The organism is Vibrio sp. TAP-3B (genome assembly GCF_057784735.1).
In genome coordinates this window covers 837,912-854,196 of sequence record NZ_CM173495.1, presented here as the reverse complement: position 1 = coordinate 854,196, position 16,285 = coordinate 837,912, and the positions used below count along the sequence as shown (strand labels likewise).

The window sequence follows — 16,285 nt, the reverse complement described above, 5'->3', positions numbered from 1 at the left end:
ACACTGTTTTTTACGATATTTCATCTCATTTTTGAGATAAAACTGAGGTGAAATGGCAAAAGCAAAACAAATTTTTAGGAGAATTACCGTGAAATGGAACCGACTAAATATTGCTTGCTGCTGTAGCTTAATAGTGTCTTTACCCGTTTTCGGTCAAACTTTAGAGCAAGCTGTGGCATTGACGTTAAAAAATAACCCAGATATTAAAAGCGCATTTAACGAATTCACTAGTAGACGCTATGTTAATGAAGCTTCTTCTGGCGCTTACTTGCCTTCCATCGATTTAGATGCAGGGATTGGCTATGAAGGACTTGATCCATCCGATGAGGTCGGTCGTGGGGACACCGACTACACTCGGAAGGAAGCTTCTGTGACATTAACCCAGCTCATTTGGGATGGCAGCGCAACCTTAAATGATATTGACCGAACCGCAGCTGATGCAGAATCGGTTAGGTTCCAACTATTGGCTGACGCATCAGACAAAGCACTGGAAGTTACTCAAGTGTACTTAGATGCGGTCAAAGCCTATGAAATTTTGAAACTTTCTGAAAACAATCTTGCGGTCCATAAAGATATTTATGACGACATTAAAAAACGCGTAAATTCAGGTATTGGTTCAACAGCGGATTTAACTCAGGTTGAAGCACGTTTAGCCAAGGCGCATGGTAACTTAGCCGCAGCGCAAAATAATTTATACGATTCACATACAATGTTCACTCGCTTGGTGGGTCAAACTCCGCAAGGGCTGATCTTTCCTAGAGCCGATCAAAACTTTATTCCATACACTGTTGATGAAGCGGTAAGTCTAGCCTTTGAACTGCACCCTGTCGTTCAAGTCTCGCTCGCTGATGTAGACTCCGCAAAATTTCAGTACAAACAATCTAAAGGGGTTAACTACCCAACTATCTCGATTGAAGCGTCTCAGACATGGCGCGACGACGCTGATGGCCTCAAAGGCCGAAGTGATGAAACGCTTGCGATGCTACGCTTGCGTTACAACTTATTTAACGGCGGTAGTGATGCGGCGAATTCTGAAAACTTCGCATACCAATTGAACAAAGCAAAAGACTTGCGTGAAGGCGCATATCGAAATGTTGAGGAAGGATTGAGGCTGTCTTGGAGTGCACTGGATTTAACGCTCCAACAAAAAGAGTTTTTATCCGATCATGTTGATTCTGCATCAGAAACGGTCATTGCTTACGAGAAGCAATACCGTATTGGTAAACGAACATTACTCGATTTGTTGAATACAGAAAATGAGTTATTTGAAGCACGTAAGGGTTACGTCGATTCAAAGTACGCTGAGCAGTATGCAAAATATCGAGTGATGAATGCAACAGGTCAGCTATTGAGCGCTTTGAGAGTCGAAATGCCTAAAGAATGGCTACAAGAAGTGGAGTATTAATGATGAAATATATAACTATTATTGCACTATCATTGGTACTTTCAGCTTGTAGTTCATCCAATAATAATGGGGACGAATATGAGTACATGGCCACTCCGCTCGCCGAACAATGGGCTGACCATTTAGACGATGACGGTGACGGCGTGATCAACGAAAGGGATTTATGCCCAGGCACACCGCTCGGAGCAGAGATTGACAATGATGGCTGTGGTTCCTATGTGGATTCATCACAAGAGATGCAAATCCGTGTTTTGTTTGCTAACGATTCTGACAAAATTAATCCTATTTTCTCAAAACAAATTCTTGAACTGTCGAATTTCTTGAAAGAGTACCCAGATACTTCAATTGAGATCCAAGGGTATGCCAGCAAAACAGGTAGTGCAGAACACAACCTCGATTTGTCCAAGCGTCGCGCAGAGAATGTGCGAAAAGAACTGTTGAGCAATGGCATCAGTGGCAGTAGAGTGACTATCGTGGGTTATGGAGATACGGTACTAGCAACACAAGGCACAGATGAAATTAGCCATGCATTAAACCGTCGAGTAACAGCAACCGTTATAGGCTATAAAGGGGAAGTGAAAAAAGAGTGGACTGTTTTTACGACTCTTCCTAAGAGCTAAACATTGAATCATACCGTGAAAAAGAAAGGTCAGCACATAACGTAATGCATGTAATTTAGGTTAATTCTCCCTTTTTATAAGGTCTCGTTGCATAGCAACTGGGCCTTTCTTTTTAGGTTCTGTTAACCGTATTATGCTTTAGGAATCGGCGCTTTAGTGTTAGTCTAACCGCGTAATAACAATGAGAGTTTTGAAATGAGCAAACTTACATCAGATATCCAAGCAAACCTTGACCTTTTCGTTGCAGAAACGAAAGAAAGCCACTTAGTTTGGGGGCTACGTAATGAAGAAGGTTGGCTATCTTGCGATTCAACTGAATTCGAAAACAGTGAAGTCATGCCTTTCTGGTCTTCTAAAGAAGATGCAGAAACACATAATGTTGAAGAATGGGCTGATTTTACAGTACTAGAAATTCCGCTAGATATCTTTGTTGAAGATTGGCTTCTAACTCTTGCAGAAGATGGCGTTCTTGTTGGCACAAATTGGAATGCACAGCTAGAGGGTAAAGAGATTGAACCCCAAGACCTCGCTAAGCTATACGTAAGCTAGTTTGTTCTAACTTTGAAAGTAGCGGCATTCGTTTTTAGTCTGAATTTTACAGACCTTCGACTTCCTGCTTTTGAACCAACGACTGCATCACGGCTTCTTTGTTACTTAAATAATCATCGAGGCCTGTTTTGCGTAGGTCGCAGGCTGGGCAATCCCCACAACCATCGCCGATAATACCGTTGTAACAAGTTAACGTGGTTTCACGAATCAGTTGCAATGCATCGTATTGGTCGGCCAATGCCCAAGTTTCAGCTTTGTTCAACCACATTAATGGCGTTTTGATAATCAAGTTACGATCCATACCTTTCACTAGCGCCGCGTTCATCGCTTTAACGAAGTCATCACGACAATCAGGGTAGCCACTAAAATCCGTTTCGCATACACCCGTTATCACCGCCTCAGCACCGATTTGGTAAGCATAAATCCCCGCAAGGGTAAGAAATAGGATATTACGCCCAGGAACAAAAGAGTTTGGCAAACCATTCTCTTGCAATTCATGTGATACAGGAATGTCATCACGCGTCAAAGAGCTGATCGCAAGTTCATTGAGCAAACCGACATCCATAACTTTGTGTGCCACCACTCCCAGATCTTCCACCACTTGTTGAGCGACCTCAATTTCCAGTTTGTGGCGCTGGCCGTAGTCAAAGGTGACTGCATGAACTTCATCAAATTCTTTAAGAGCTTGAACCAGACATGTTGTCGAATCCTGCCCACCACTGAAAACAACGACGGCTTTTTTCATTTCTCTCTCCGGGCTTAAGCAATATTTAGGTATTTATGAGTTTGAACAGACAAGCGCCAATTACGAGCAATACATGTCTCAATACACAATTGGGTTGCGCGAGGCTTCTGACTTATAGGCTGTAATGCAATCACCGTATTCGTGGCAACATTCGCGTCTGCTAACAATGCATCCAGATGGTCGATGTCTTTATGAGTCCCGACGGGATGTTTGATCTCATTAGCACGTTCCAACGCACTGTTAAGTACAGGCAGTTTAGCTTTCATGGCCACTTTCGGTGACACTGTCACCCAAGTGTTTTTTGAAGTGACCACCTCTGACGTTCCACTCGTTTCGATTTGGCATTGGCACCCCATATCTTCAAACGCATTGGTTAAAGGCCGTAGATCGTAAAGGCAAGGTTCTCCACCAGTAATGACTATGTGCTTGGCGTTAAAATCCTGTTTTTTATATTGCTCTACGATGCTCTGAGCAGATGCAACACACCAAGTTGGGGAGTCTTCCTTCTTCACCAAAATATCGCCAATCTGACGTCGGTCACTCTCATCAGCATACCAAGTCTGTTTGGTATCGCACCATGAGCAACCTACCGGGCACGCTTGAAGGCGAATAAAAACGGCAGGTATTCCAGTGAAAATCCCTTCCCCTTGGATGGTCTCAAACATCTCATTTAGCTTATACAACGTGAACTCACTCAACTCATCATACTTCGAGGCGAAGACCATAATGTAGAGGCGTGTCTAGGTCAATTTAAACCAAAAAATTAATTGTTAAAATAGGTCATTTTGTAGTTTCATAGTCACCGTCGACTTAAGTTTGTTGGTCATATTTCGGCCACGCTAAGTTCTGCTAAAGTTCCCAAAGGTTTAAGGTAAGAAATGATGTACAAATTGATCGCATTAGATATGGATGGCACTCTCTTAAATAGTGACAAAGCAATTTCTGAAGAAAACAAACAAGCGATCGCTAAGGCTCGCCAAGCTGGAGTTACTGTTGTGCTGGCTTCAGGCCGTCCATTAGAAGGAATGCAAGATAAATTGGATGAATTGGATATTCGCTCCGATAAAGATTTTGTTCTTTACTACAATGGCTCCATGGTGAAAAACGTAGGTACGAATGCCATCATCCACCAGCAAATTATTGATGGTAAAGCAGCAAAATTGATTGCGCGAAAAGCCAAAGAACTAGGTGCATATGTGCATGCATTTAGCCAAGTTCATGGACTAATCACTAATGAAAGCAACCCATACACCGACATTGAGGCGAAGATCAACGGCCTGACTGTGACTGAAATGAACTTCGAATTTCTCGAAGATGATCACCCTATCATCAAAGCAATGATGGTCGCAGAGCCAAGTAAGTTAAAAGAAGTGATTGCCGCGTTACCACAAGAGCTCCGTGAAGAATTTACCATAGTGCAAAGTGCAGCCTTCTTTTTAGAGTTTCTCAATCCGCTCAGCAACAAAGGCATTGGTGTCTCAGCAATTGCAGAGCATTTGGGCATTAAAGCTGAAGAAGTTATTTGTATGGGTGATGCAGAAAACGACCACCACATGCTACAATTTGCTGGATTAGGAATCGCGATGGAAAACGCAATGGATGAGACTAAGAAAATCGCTGACTACATTACAGCAAGTAATGATGACCACGGTGTGGCCAAAGCGATTGAAAAGTTCATTCTAAATGTATGATTTGCTCAGTATCTAGAAATCGCTCCTCACAATCTTGTTACGATTGATACAAAGCCTTGCAAGTAAGCAAGGCTTTCTTTATTTGAAGTACACGAAAATCATCATGTTCCTAATACATAGATTGCTGTTTCTCATGTGTGAGCTTTCTCGCCAACAGAACAAACAACAGCATCAGCAATGGATAATGGAACGTCGATAATACCAACGACCATAAGCCGCTATATGATATTGCCGCAGTGAAATACACATACAGTTGCTCAGCTAAAAGTAACAATAGTGTGATAAAGATCATCTGACGAGAATCTAACTGTACTTTTGATTCTTTAAACGTCATTACCAGCACAGAGGCTGTGATCAAAATAGCGAGCCAACTACTAAATACAGGCAATGGCCAGATAAAAGCAATGACCGCAGTCATCGCCGTCATTGTGAACCATACCCCTTTAGAACTCAGCAGTTGATCAACATTCACCTCTTGGTTTGTTTCCAAACGTAAAACGTGCCAAGCCACTAGGCTTCCTAATAGCGCGCCAAACAACATATCTAAAATGAACGCCGAACCAAGGAAAAACTTGCATAAGATAACCGTAAGAGTGGCAACTGACACAACCGCCGCTGTACTGTTAAAACCAAGCTTATGAGTCCTTTGGAGCAAAAAGGTAAAAACACAAAACCACACCGCAATAGGTAAACTTGGAAAACTAAATCCAAAACTATGTGCAAGCTTCGCCATTGGCATATACACATGTGGCCGAGGAAGTGAAAAGCCCTGTTGCGCGACGAGTACCATAAGGGATGTTGCGCTAATAGCGAAAAAGAGTCGGTATACAAATCGACTGTCAAAGCGCATCATGATGAAAGGAAACAAAACCAGTAATATGACCGGTTTTGTCAGCGCCACAACGAAGTTAGCAACTTGACTCGCTGTCTCATAACTCTCTTCTGAGAGAGCCCTGACCCAACTTTGTAACCCAACTAGCCATACCAACTCTATTTGACGGAATGACGGTGCGGACTCAATCAACTGAGTCACGTAAGAAACAGGTTGCGTTGTGGCTTGCTCAAAAAATTGAATTGCTTTAGGCCATTGGGCAGGATAACGATATAACGATGCAGAAAGCTCTGCTGGGTTAAGCAGCATGGCGGACGCAACCTCAACGCCGTAGTGAGGTGCAAACCAAATAGGTAATTCATTCCCTCCCAAGGAGTTATTCATTGAAAATGCAATGATCTCTGAATCCGAGACACAATCGTAATATATAGCCGTCTCTGTTTGACCTAACGTTTTACCAACGGTAACCACCAGTCCGGTTTCTTCCCACGTTTCTCGTTGAACAGCAACTTTCGGGGACTCTCCTTCGAGAACCGTCCCACCAGGCAAAGAGATTTTATTGGTCAATACCTCATGGACCAACACAAGCTTATCAACAGTTCGCACCACACATAGCGCGCCTTTTACACCTTCAGCGGGTGACTGCGTTGCCGCAATTGAAGATACAGGTAACAGAATACAGAAAAGGGCGAAGGAAAATAACTGTCTCAACACAGGGTATGGCCTTAAATAAAGAGAATCATGACCAATGAATAATGACAGCTAAACCAATCTTTTTCGACAAAAATCAAGTAACGAGTGATGCAAAAGAGATAGACCTAAAAGTTCTAATTTGATTAATCATTGGAAAAGGTCAATAAGGCAATTCTGTATGCCGATTTTCATTCGCCGCTAATGGCTTTCTTAGGCAATGAATGTGATGCCCAAACCCATGCTTTGCATAAAGCGATAACGCCCCTTGATTAAAATGCCACACCTCTACATACATCTGTTTCGCACCGTAATCGATAAAAGTCGACTCGATTTTTTCAATAAGTGCTTGCGCGGCCCCTTGATTACGAAACTCTGGTGATACATAGAGCTCATCCACACTTCCCATCATGACTGGTTTACTGACTGTAGATCTTAACTCACAAAAGTGGCCTGAGATAAAACCAATGACCTCGTCTTTCCATTTCGCCACATAAACCAGACACTCCGGATTATCGAGATAGCGAGCAATGCTTTTCTCTTGTTCAATGTCCTCAGCGGTTTTGAAAAGCTCAGGTGATTGCATATGATGCTCATCATGTAAATCGAACATAAGATCGTTAAGGGGTTCAAGGTCGTTAAAGCACGCAGATTTAATTACGAACGCAGACATACTCAGGTTTAGGTTTACCAATGATTGAATGACAATAGTGTGTGAGCAAAACCTCGGGTTGGCAAGCTGCAAAACCACGCTCACAAAAATTTGTTCTGTTAAAACCAAAAAAGCCTCTGCACTTAATGAGCTTACAGAGGCAGAACCAAATCACAGAGTTAGAGGATAAGAGTTTTGGCTAGAAGTTTGGGGCGAGTTACCCAGCCATACTTAACGTCGCAATACTCTTTCTATCTCGTTTAAACTGCTTGGGTCATCAATCGTCGATGGCACGGTGTATTTTTCACCATCAGCGATTTGACGAATCGTTCTACGCAAAATTTTACCGGAGCGCGTTTTCGGTAAACGATCGACCACTAACGCATGTTTGAAACAAGCTACCGCTCCAATTTCGTTACGTACTTTACCGACTAATTCACCTTCTAGGTCTAGTTCATCGACTTTGACTCCATCTTTCAACACAACAAAGCCAAGTGGGAGCTGTCCTTTAAGTTCATCGTGAATACCAACAACAGCGCATTCTGCAATCGCCGGATGCCCTCCCACAATTTCTTCCATTTCGCCTGTCGACAAACGATGCCCCGCGACATTAATCACATCGTCAATACGTCCCATAATAAACAGGTAGCCATCTTCATCGAGATAACCACCATCACCTGAGACATAGTAACCAGGGAATTGGCTGAGATACCCTGTCTCAAATCGGTCATGGTTACGCCACACCGTTGGCAGACAACTTGGTGGCAACGGACGTTTTAGCGCAACAAAACCTTGTCGGTTTGGTCCGACAGGCTCGCCAAGTTCATTCAGTATCTCTACCTGATAACCCGGAATCGGTTTGGTTGAAGAACCCGCTTTAACAGGCATCATTTCAATACCCGTTGGGTTACCGGAGATAGCCCAACCTGTTTCTGTTTGCCACCAGTGGTCAATAACCGGCTTGCCGGTTTTACTTTGTACCCATTCGAGCGTCGGAGGATCCAACCGCTCACCGGCCATAAAGATAGTTTTTAAATGCGACAAGTCATACTGTTTTAAACACTCACCTTCAGGGTCTTCTTTTTTAATCGCGCGGAACGCCGTCGGTGCGGAAAACAAGACATCTACTTTGTATTCATCACATACGCGCCAGAATGCGCCCGGATCGGGAGTTCGGACCGGCTTGCCTTCAAACAAAATCGTTGTACAACCGTGAATAAGTGGGGCATAAACAATATAAGAATGCCCGACTACCCAACCGACATCGGATGCCGCCCAAAATACGCCGTCTTGTGCAATATTATAGATAACACTCATTGAATACTTCATGGCTACTGCATGGCCACCATTATCACGCACTACCCCTTTCGGCTTGCCTGTGGTGCCCGAAGTATAGAGAATATAAAGTGGATCTGTTGCTAACACTGGTACGCATGCATGTGGCAGGGCTTGACCGTATTCTTGCTGCCAGTCTAAGTCTCTTTCTTGACTCAGATTAGCTTCGCATTCTGGACGTTGCAGGACAAAAACTTTTTCAGGCTTCCAGCGGCTGTCCATAATGGCTTTATCCACCATTGGCTTGTATGGGATAACCTTATTGATCTCAATCCCGCAAGAAGCGGTCATGATGACTTTTGGTTCTGCATCTTCAATGCGCACAGCCAGTTCATTTGGCGCAAAACCACCAAATACGACCGAGTGAATCGCCCCTAACCGAGCGCAAGCGAGCATCGCCATCGCGGCTTCTGGGATCATCGGCATGTAGATGACCACTCTGTCGCCTTTTTCTACGCCTTGATTGGCTAGCATACCTGCGATTTTGGCGACTTGATCACGTAATTCTCGGTAGGTGTAAGCCTTTTTGCTGCCCGTGACTGGCGAATCATAAATAAGGGCTATATTACCACCTCGACCTTGCTCGCAATGGTAATCCAGTGCTAACCAGCAGGTATTCATCACACCATCAGGAAACCAACGTTCAATCCCATTGTCATCGGCTTTCAAAATGGTCTTAGGCGATTCAAACCAGTCAATGCTCTCCGCTTGAGCACGCCAAAAACTCTCCGGTTCGTTTTGCGCCCATAGATATTCTTTTTCGTATAGAGACATATTGCTTCCTCCAGAATGTCCTGACATCACACTCTTTCTATTCAAAGACATTGGAGGGAACACGCACAAAGCCCTCCATCAGTATTCTCGCACTTCGGCTCATAATGGCTTTCTTTACCACCCAACCTTGCTCAGTTTGCTTGGCTTTTGCACCGACTTTCAGCGTTCCTGACGGGTGACCGAAAGTGACCGACTCTTTTTCACCGCCACCAGAGGCAAGGTTCACCAACGTTCCCGGAACACAAGCCGCTGACGCGATCGCAACCGCCGCTGTTCCCATCATGGCATGATGAAGTTTGCCCATCGACAACGCACGAACCAGTACATCAACATCGGATTCATTGACTGCTTTTCCGCTCGAAGCAACGTAGTTTTTCGGCGTTGATACAAAAGCAATCTTAGGTGTGTGCTGGCGGGTTTGCGCTTCTTTCAGGTCAGAGATTAGCCCCATTTTTAACGCACCATGTGCACGGATGGATTCAAACATCGTCAATGCAGCCTGATCATTATTGATGTCATCTTGCAGTTCAGTGCCTTGATAACCAATCGACTCAGCGTCAATAAAAATGGTCGGAATGCCCGCATTTATAAAAGTGGCGTTAAACGTACCTACGTCCGGCACCACCAAATCATCGACCAAGTTTCCGGTTGGGAACATGCTGCCTTCACCATCAGAAGGATCGACAAAATCCACTTGGATCTCTGCCGCAGGAAACGTAACACCATCGAGTTCAAACTCTCCGGTTTCTTGCACAAAACCATTCACAATCGGCACGTGAATCAATATGGTTTTGCTGATATTCACCTGCCAAACCCGCACAGTGACCATTCCGTTTTCAGGAATACGATCTTGTGGAATCAAACCAGCATGAATGGCGAAAGGGCCCACTGCCGCAGACAAATTGCCGCAATTACCACTCCAGTCAACGAATGGCTTATCAATCGAAACTTGTCCAAATAAGTAGTCAACATCATGTTCTTCTCGGTTGCTGCGCGAAACAATCACCGCTTTACTCGTGCTAGAAGTTGCGCCGCCCATGCCATCGATTTGCTTTGCATACGGATCTGGGCTGCCGATAACACGTAATAATAATTTGTCACGTGCTTCACCAGCCACTTGCGCTTGTTGTGGTAAATCTTCAAGACTAAAAAAAACACCTTTACTCGTACCGCCACGCATATAAGTAGCGGATACCTTGATTTGGCTTTGGCTTACGTTATTCATCTCCCGCTCCTATTGCGCTAAGAAGTCTTGAGCAAAACGCTGTAATACACCACCCGCACTATAAACATACAGTTCATCACCCGTATCTAAGCGACATGTGACAGGAACGTCAACTTTTTCTCCGTTGCTGCGTGTGATGACCAAAGCCAAATCGGCGCCGGGTTTAATCTCACCAATCACGTCGTAAAGTTCAGTACCATCCAGCTCTAACGTATTACGATTGATACCCGGCTTAAACTGCAGTGGCAATACGCCCATACCAACCAAATTAGTACGGTGAATACGCTCAAAACCTTCCGCTACAATCGCCTCTACGCCGGCTAATCGAACTCCTTTTGCCGCCCAGTCACGGGATGAACCTTGACCGTAATCCGCGCCAGCCACAACAATGAGTGGTTGTTTGCGATTCATGTAAGTTTCTATCGCTTCCCACATGCGAACCACTTTGCCTTCTGGTTCAATTCTCGCTAGAGAGCCCTGCACGACTTCGCCGTTCTCCTTCACCATTTCGTTAAACAGTTTCGGGTTCGCAAAGGTCGCACGTTGCGCGGTTAAGTGATCGCCTCGGTGAGTCGCATAAGAGTTAAAGTCTTCTTCCGGAACGCCCATTTTGGTTAGGTATTCACCTGCGGCACTGCTCGCCATGATCGCGTTTGATGGCGATAAGTGGTCAGTCGTTATGTTGTCGCCTAAAATCGCCAAAGGACGCATACCAGATAAAGATCGTTCACCCGCTAGCGCGCCTTCCCCCTCTTTTTGCCAATAGGGCGGACGACGAATATAGGTACTCATTGGACGCCAATCGTAAAGCGGGTTGGGATTTTGCTCTTGATCATTCAGTTTGAACATCTGAATGTACACCTGATTAAACTGTTCCGGTTTAACGTGCTCACCGACAACGGCATCGATTTCTTCGTCAGTTGGCCACAAATCATTAAGGTGAATAGGCTGACCATGTTTATCCGTGCCCAGTGAATCTTGCTCGATATCAAAACGAATGGTTCCTGCCAATGCATACGCCACGACCAGCGGTGGCGATGCTAAAAAAGCTTGTTTCGCGTAAGGGTGAATTCGGCCATCAAAGTTACGGTTACCAGAAAGCACCGCTGTCGCGTACAAGTCGCGGTCAATAATCTCTTGTTGGATTTTGGGATCCAGCGCGCCGCTCATGCCATTACACGTTGTGCATGCATAGCCAACAATACCAAAACCGAGCTTTTCTAATTCTGCTAATAAGCCCGCTTCTTCAAGATACAAACGTGCCACCTTTGAGCCCGGCGCAAAAGAGGACTTAACCCAAGGCTTGCGCACAAGGCCAAGCTCATTGGCTTTCTTCGCCACAAGTCCGGCTGCGACCACATTTCTTGGATTACTGGTGTTGGTACACGAGGTGATCGCAGCGATGATAACCGCGCCATCTGGCAACTCACCTTCTTTTTGTTCCCATGACCCAGAAATACCACGCAGTGCCAGCTCTGACGTTGGCAAACGGCGGTGCGGGTTTGAAGGGCCAGCCATATTACGACTGACGGATGATAAATCGAACTCAAGAAAGCGCTCGTAAACCGCAGTATCAAGATCATCGGCCCAGAGTCCGGTCTGTTTCGCGTATTTCTCTACCAATTCAACTTGCTGGTCCTCACGACCCGTCAGTTTGAGGTAATTGATGGTCTGCTCATCAATATAGAACATACCCGCTGTCGCACCGTATTCTGGTGTCATGTTCGAGATAGTGGCACGGTCACCGATAGTCAGATCTCGTGCCCCTTCACCGAAGAATTCGAGGTAAGCAGAGACAACCCGCTCGTTACGTAAAAACTCAGTAATTGCGAGAACAATATCTGTTGCGGTAATGCCTGGCTGGCGTTTACCGGTCAGCTTTACACCCACGATGTCTGGCAGACGCATCATCGACGGACGACCTAGCATCACAGTTTCGGCTTCCAGCCCACCGACACCAACCGCGATAACACCCAGCGCATCGACGTGCGGGGTGTGACTGTCAGTACCAACACAGGTATCTGGATAAGCAATGCCCTGCTTCGCTTGCACCACTGGCGACATTTTTTCTAAGTTGATTTGATGCATGATGCCGTTACCCGCAGGGATCACGCTCACGTTTTCGAATGCTGTTTTACACCACTCGATAAAGTGGAAGCGATCTTCATTTCTGCGATCTTCAATCGCACGGTTTTTCTCAAATGCGTCAGCTTCAAAGCCCGCATGTTCTACCGCAAGTGAGTGGTCGACAATTAACTGAGTTTCGACCACGGGGTTTACTTTTGCAGGATCGCCGCCCTGCTCTGCAATTGCATCGCGCAGGCCGGCTAAATCAACCAATGCTGTTTGCCCAAGAATGTCATGACAAACAACACGTGCAGGATACCAAGGAAAATCCAGATCGCGTTTGCGTTCAATGAGCTGTTTAAGGCTGTCTGTTAATCGGTTTGGCGCGCAGCGGCGTACCAGTTGCTCTGCTAACACTCGTGAGGTGTAAGGGAGCGTTTCATAAGCTCCCGGAGTTATACTGTTTACGGCTTCGCGGGCATCAAAGTAATCCAGTTGAGTTCCCGGAAGCGACTTTCGATATTGGGTATTGATATTGATGTTCATAGTTTGCTTCCATCCAGTCTGTATATCTTCCTTCACCATCGCTTTCCATTGCTCCAGAAACGTCGTGATGAGAGGATCTCCTTCCTCTGCAAAGAGAGAAATACAGAGGAAGGAGATGGCGGTCAATCAAAGCAAATACATACTCTGATTGACCTTCGCGCTAGCGATTCTCGATAGGCACCCAATCCTGATGGTCTGGGCCCGTGTAATCCGCACTTGGACGAATAATGCGGTTATTGGCACGTTGTTCATACACGTGCGCCGCCCAACCAGTTAAACGGCTCATGACGAAAATGGGCGTGAATAGTTTGGTCGGAATGTCCATAAAGTGATAAGCCGATGCATGGAAGAAGTCGGCATTACAGAACAAACCTTTTTCACGCTTCATGACCGATTCCACGCGCTCGGACACTGCGTATAGGTGCGTGTCACCCACTTGCTTCGACAGCTCTTCTGACCAACGTTTGATCAGTGCATTGCGAGGGTCGCTTTCGCGATAAATGGCGTGACCAAAGCCCATGATCTTGTCTTTGTTGGCGAGCATTTTCATGATGTTGGCCTCTGCTTCGTCTGGCGTGTGCCAATCTTCAATCATTTCCATCGCGGCTTCGTTTGCGCCGCCATGCAAAGGACCACGGAGCGTGCCTATCGCTGCGGTAATACAAGAGTGGATATCTGACAATGTCGATGCACAAACGCGGGCTGAAAATGTTGACGCGTTAAACTCATGCTCTGCGTAAAGGATCAATGAACAGTGCATCACCTGTTTGTGCAACTCGGTTGGTGCTTTATCGGTTAGCAGTTTAAGGAAATAACCACCGATGCTATTTTCGGTCTGATCTTCTGTGTCGATACGTACGCCGTCATGACTGAAGCGATACCAGTAACAAATGATGGCAGGAAAAAGCGCCAGCATACGTTCCGTCGAATGCAGTTGCTCATCGAAGCTCATCTCCTGCTCTAGGTTCCCTAACACAGAGCACCCTGTACGCATCACATCCATTGGATGAGCAGTTGCAGGAATCAGTTCTAACGCTTGTTTAAGCTCGGCTGGAAGGCCACGTAGACTTAGCAGGTATGTCTTATAAGCATCGAGTTCTTGCTGACTCGGCAAGTGACCGCGTAACAGGAGGTGCGCCACTTCTTCAAATTGAGCGTTGTTTGCAAGATCTGTAATATCGTAACCACGATAAGTAAGACCAGTTCCCGTTTGACCGACAGTACATAAAGCGGTGCTTCCCGCGCTTTGACCACGAAGGCCTGCGCCGCCTAATTCTGCTTTCTTTTTCTGCAGCTTGAGACATTGTTTGAACTCCTTTTCTGTCTGTCTTTGCTCTCTTTGGAGCGTTTTTTAGCCAGACGAATTTCACGTTATTGGATTAGATATATTCCGATTATCTCTTCAAATAATTTCTTGGGTTTCCGTTTATTCTTTGCTTCGCCGTTATTTCCCGTCAGAGAATAACTGGTCAAGTTTGTCTTCGTAGTCATGGTAGTTAAGATGTTGATACAACTCTTTACGTGTTTGCATTGAGTCAACCAATGCTTCCTGATTACCCACTTCTAAAAGGTGTTTATAAACCGTTTCTGCGGCTCTGTTCATAGCACGAAACGCACTAAGTGGGTAAAGCACCATGTCCACTTTTGCTTCCGCTAACTCATCACAACCATATAATGGCGTCGCGCCAAATTCCGTAATGTTCGCCAAAATAGGAACATGCTTACCAGTTGCTTGTTCAAGCGCGTTAGAGAACTCAAGATATTGGTCCAGCTTGGTCATCGCTTCAGGGAAGATCATGTCCGCCCCCGCTTCAACACACGCAATCGCACGTGCAATTGCACTGTCCATACCTTCAACCGCAAGCGCATCAGTACGTGCCATAATCACGAAACTTGCATCATTGCGTGCGTCAACCGCGGCTTTTACACGGTCAACCATCTCTTGTTGGCTCACAATCGCTTTGTTAGGACGATGACCACAACGTTTCTGTGCGACTTGGTCTTCCATATGAACCGCTGCCGCGCCCGCCTTTTCCATTGCTTTGACCGTACGAGCAATATTAAAGGCACCACCAAAACCCGTATCAATATCGACCAAAAGTGGTAAATCACACGCATTAGTAATGCGGTCAACGTCAACCAGAACATCATTTAGCGTAGTGATTCCGAGATCCGGCAATCCGTATGACGCGTTTGCGATACCGCCGCCAGACAAGTAAATCGCTTGATGCCCCAAGTTCTTCGCCATCATGGCGCAGTACGGGTTAATAGTGCCGACAATTTGCAGCGGATTGTTTTGTTCAATGGCGAGTCTGAACTTCGCGCCCGGTGTTAGGCTCATGACGAATTCCTTCTAGTCTTTGTCTAAACTTTCTGTATGTATAATTTGTGATTGGATGAGCTTTCGACTTCCTGAGATGTGTCTTCTCATCAGCATTTCTGCAAGCTCTTCATCGCGATTACGGATGGCTTCCAGAATGAATTTGTGTTCGGTGAGTGCCTCATTCGGGCGAGATTGCGCACGTGGCGACTGATAACGGTACATGCGTAGCAAGTGGTAAAGTTCATCGCACAACAGGGAAATTAACTTACGGTTTCTACTCGCTTGAATGATGCGATAGTGAAAGTCAAAATCCCCATGCTGATGGAAGTAAGACGCCCCTTCCACTTGGTCAATGTGCTCTGAATGTGTCGACAACAGCATCTCTAAACTCAACAACTCTTCTTGTGTGATATGACGAGCAGCGAGTCTTGCAGCCATACCTTCCAGTGCTTCGCGAACCGAGTAAAGCTCTATCAACTTTTCTGGGGAAAGTGTCGTCACTCTTGCGCCCACATGAGGAATACGCTCGATAAGTCCTAACCCTTCCAAACGCATCAATGCTTCGCGCAAAGGGCCACGGCTGACTTGATATTTCTTCGCCAGTTCGGGTTCCGATATTTTATGACCAGGCTTCACATCGCCATTCACAATCACTTCAATCAGTGTTTCTGTCAGCGTTTCTGACTTGGTGTGCTCTTTCTCAGAACCCAATACTTTATAACGAGCTTTCAACTCAGCGTTCATAATCAGACACTCACTTAATCGACATCAAAATGTCTACAATTTCTTAACCTGCATTTAAAGTAGTCGATCGAAGTGTCGATAATCAAG

At 45.5% G+C, this 16,285-nt stretch carries 14 protein-coding genes; 4 read left to right on the top strand and 10 right to left on the bottom strand.

What is annotated here, in order from left to right; translation table 11 throughout:
• The first annotated feature begins 88 nt into the window (after positions 1-88).
• The 3 genes from AC3D28_RS04085 (at position 89) to AC3D28_RS04075 (ending at position 2,574) form a co-directional block, all read left to right on the top strand.
• The gene (locus tag AC3D28_RS04085; protein WP_488535627.1) at positions 89-1,405 is read left to right on the top strand and encodes a TolC family outer membrane protein; all 1,317 of its coding nucleotides are present in this window, start codon (positions 89-91) and stop codon (positions 1,403-1,405) included.
• 2 nt (positions 1,406-1,407) lie between these two features.
• A complete protein-coding gene (locus AC3D28_RS04080; RefSeq protein WP_488536047.1) occupies positions 1,408-2,025 on the top strand; it encodes an OmpA family protein in 618 nt (205 codons plus the stop codon).
• Between the two features lie 195 nt (positions 2,026-2,220).
• Complete coding sequence (locus AC3D28_RS04075; RefSeq protein ID WP_098415615.1) at positions 2,221-2,574, top strand: DUF2750 domain-containing protein; 354 nt, start codon at positions 2,221-2,223, stop codon at positions 2,572-2,574.
• Between the two features lie 46 nt (positions 2,575-2,620).
• On the opposite strand, the gene queC is transcribed toward AC3D28_RS04075, so the two are convergent.
• Entirely contained in the window at positions 2,621-3,319 is a 699-nt protein-coding gene (queC, locus tag AC3D28_RS04070) for a 7-cyano-7-deazaguanine synthase QueC (protein ID WP_098415616.1), read from the bottom strand.
• Positions 3,320-3,333: 14 nt separating this feature from the next.
• Positions 3,334-3,984: a 7-carboxy-7-deazaguanine synthase QueE gene (queE, locus tag AC3D28_RS04065; protein ID WP_488535626.1), complete on the bottom strand. Its 651-nt coding sequence runs from the start codon at positions 3,982-3,984 to the stop codon at positions 3,334-3,336.
• A 216-nt stretch (positions 3,985-4,200) separates the two neighbouring features.
• Between queE and AC3D28_RS04060 the strand changes: the two genes are divergently transcribed.
• Positions 4,201-5,010, top strand: a complete 810-nt coding sequence (locus AC3D28_RS04060) for a Cof-type HAD-IIB family hydrolase (RefSeq protein WP_488536046.1) — start codon at positions 4,201-4,203, stop codon at positions 5,008-5,010.
• Positions 5,011-5,119: 109 nt separating this feature from the next.
• Here AC3D28_RS04060 and AC3D28_RS04055 read toward each other — a convergent pair whose 3' ends face one another.
• The 8 genes from AC3D28_RS04055 to AC3D28_RS04020 form a co-directional block, all read right to left on the bottom strand.
• On the bottom strand, positions 5,120-6,556 hold the full coding sequence (locus AC3D28_RS04055; RefSeq protein ID WP_488535625.1) for a bifunctional NUDIX hydrolase/phosphatase PAP2 family protein: 1,437 nt from the start codon (positions 6,554-6,556) through the stop codon (positions 5,120-5,122).
• 139 nt (positions 6,557-6,695) lie between these two features.
• Positions 6,696-7,205: a GNAT family N-acetyltransferase gene (locus AC3D28_RS04050; protein WP_488535624.1), complete on the bottom strand. Its 510-nt coding sequence runs from the start codon at positions 7,203-7,205 to the stop codon at positions 6,696-6,698.
• A 210-nt stretch (positions 7,206-7,415) separates the two neighbouring features.
• On the bottom strand, positions 7,416-9,293 hold the full coding sequence (locus AC3D28_RS04045) for a propionyl-CoA synthetase (RefSeq protein ID WP_179885654.1): 1,878 nt from the start codon (positions 9,291-9,293) through the stop codon (positions 7,416-7,418).
• 37 nt (positions 9,294-9,330) lie between these two features.
• Entirely contained in the window at positions 9,331-10,518 is a 1,188-nt protein-coding gene (gene prpF, locus AC3D28_RS04040; RefSeq protein WP_488535623.1) for a 2-methylaconitate cis-trans isomerase PrpF, read from the bottom strand.
• A 9-nt stretch (positions 10,519-10,527) separates the two neighbouring features.
• Complete coding sequence (acnD, locus tag AC3D28_RS04035; RefSeq protein ID WP_488535622.1) at positions 10,528-13,131, bottom strand: Fe/S-dependent 2-methylisocitrate dehydratase AcnD; 2,604 nt, start codon at positions 13,129-13,131, stop codon at positions 10,528-10,530.
• 160 nt (positions 13,132-13,291) lie between these two features.
• A complete protein-coding gene (prpC, locus tag AC3D28_RS04030) occupies positions 13,292-14,425 on the bottom strand; it encodes a bifunctional 2-methylcitrate synthase/citrate synthase (protein ID WP_488536045.1) in 1,134 nt (377 codons plus the stop codon).
• A gap of 150 nt (positions 14,426-14,575) precedes the next feature.
• The gene (gene prpB / locus AC3D28_RS04025; RefSeq protein ID WP_488535621.1) at positions 14,576-15,472 is read right to left on the bottom strand and encodes a methylisocitrate lyase; all 897 of its coding nucleotides are present in this window, start codon (positions 15,470-15,472) and stop codon (positions 14,576-14,578) included.
• A 12-nt stretch (positions 15,473-15,484) separates the two neighbouring features.
• The gene (locus AC3D28_RS04020) at positions 15,485-16,198 is read right to left on the bottom strand and encodes a GntR family transcriptional regulator (protein ID WP_098415624.1); all 714 of its coding nucleotides are present in this window, start codon (positions 16,196-16,198) and stop codon (positions 15,485-15,487) included.
• Positions 16,199-16,285 lie beyond the last annotated feature (87 nt).

Coding starts and splice junctions, on each gene's coding strand:
- AC3D28_RS04080 (WP_488536047.1), top strand. CDS start 1,408: ATGAAATATATAACTATTATTGCACTATCATTGGTACTTTCAGCTTGT.
- AC3D28_RS04075 (WP_098415615.1), top strand. CDS start 2,221: ATGAGCAAACTTACATCAGATATCCAAGCAAACCTTGACCTTTTCGTT.
- queC (WP_098415616.1), bottom strand. CDS start 3,319: ATGAAAAAAGCCGTCGTTGTTTTCAGTGGTGGGCAGGATTCGACAACA.
- queE (WP_488535626.1), bottom strand. CDS start 3,984: ATGTTTGAGACCATCCAAGGGGAAGGGATTTTCACTGGAATACCTGCC.
- AC3D28_RS04060 (WP_488536046.1), top strand. CDS start 4,201: ATGTACAAATTGATCGCATTAGATATGGATGGCACTCTCTTAAATAGT.
- AC3D28_RS04050 (WP_488535624.1), bottom strand. CDS start 7,205: ATGTCTGCGTTCGTAATTAAATCTGCGTGCTTTAACGACCTTGAACCC.
- AC3D28_RS04045 (WP_179885654.1), bottom strand. CDS start 9,293: ATGTCTCTATACGAAAAAGAATATCTATGGGCGCAAAACGAACCGGAG.
- prpF (WP_488535623.1), bottom strand. CDS start 10,518: ATGAATAACGTAAGCCAAAGCCAAATCAAGGTATCCGCTACTTATATG.
- acnD (WP_488535622.1), bottom strand. CDS start 13,131: ATGAACATCAATATCAATACCCAATATCGAAAGTCGCTTCCGGGAACT.
- prpB (WP_488535621.1), bottom strand. CDS start 15,472: ATGAGCCTAACACCGGGCGCGAAGTTCAGACTCGCCATTGAACAAAAC.
- AC3D28_RS04020 (WP_098415624.1), bottom strand. CDS start 16,198: ATGAACGCTGAGTTGAAAGCTCGTTATAAAGTATTGGGTTCTGAGAAA.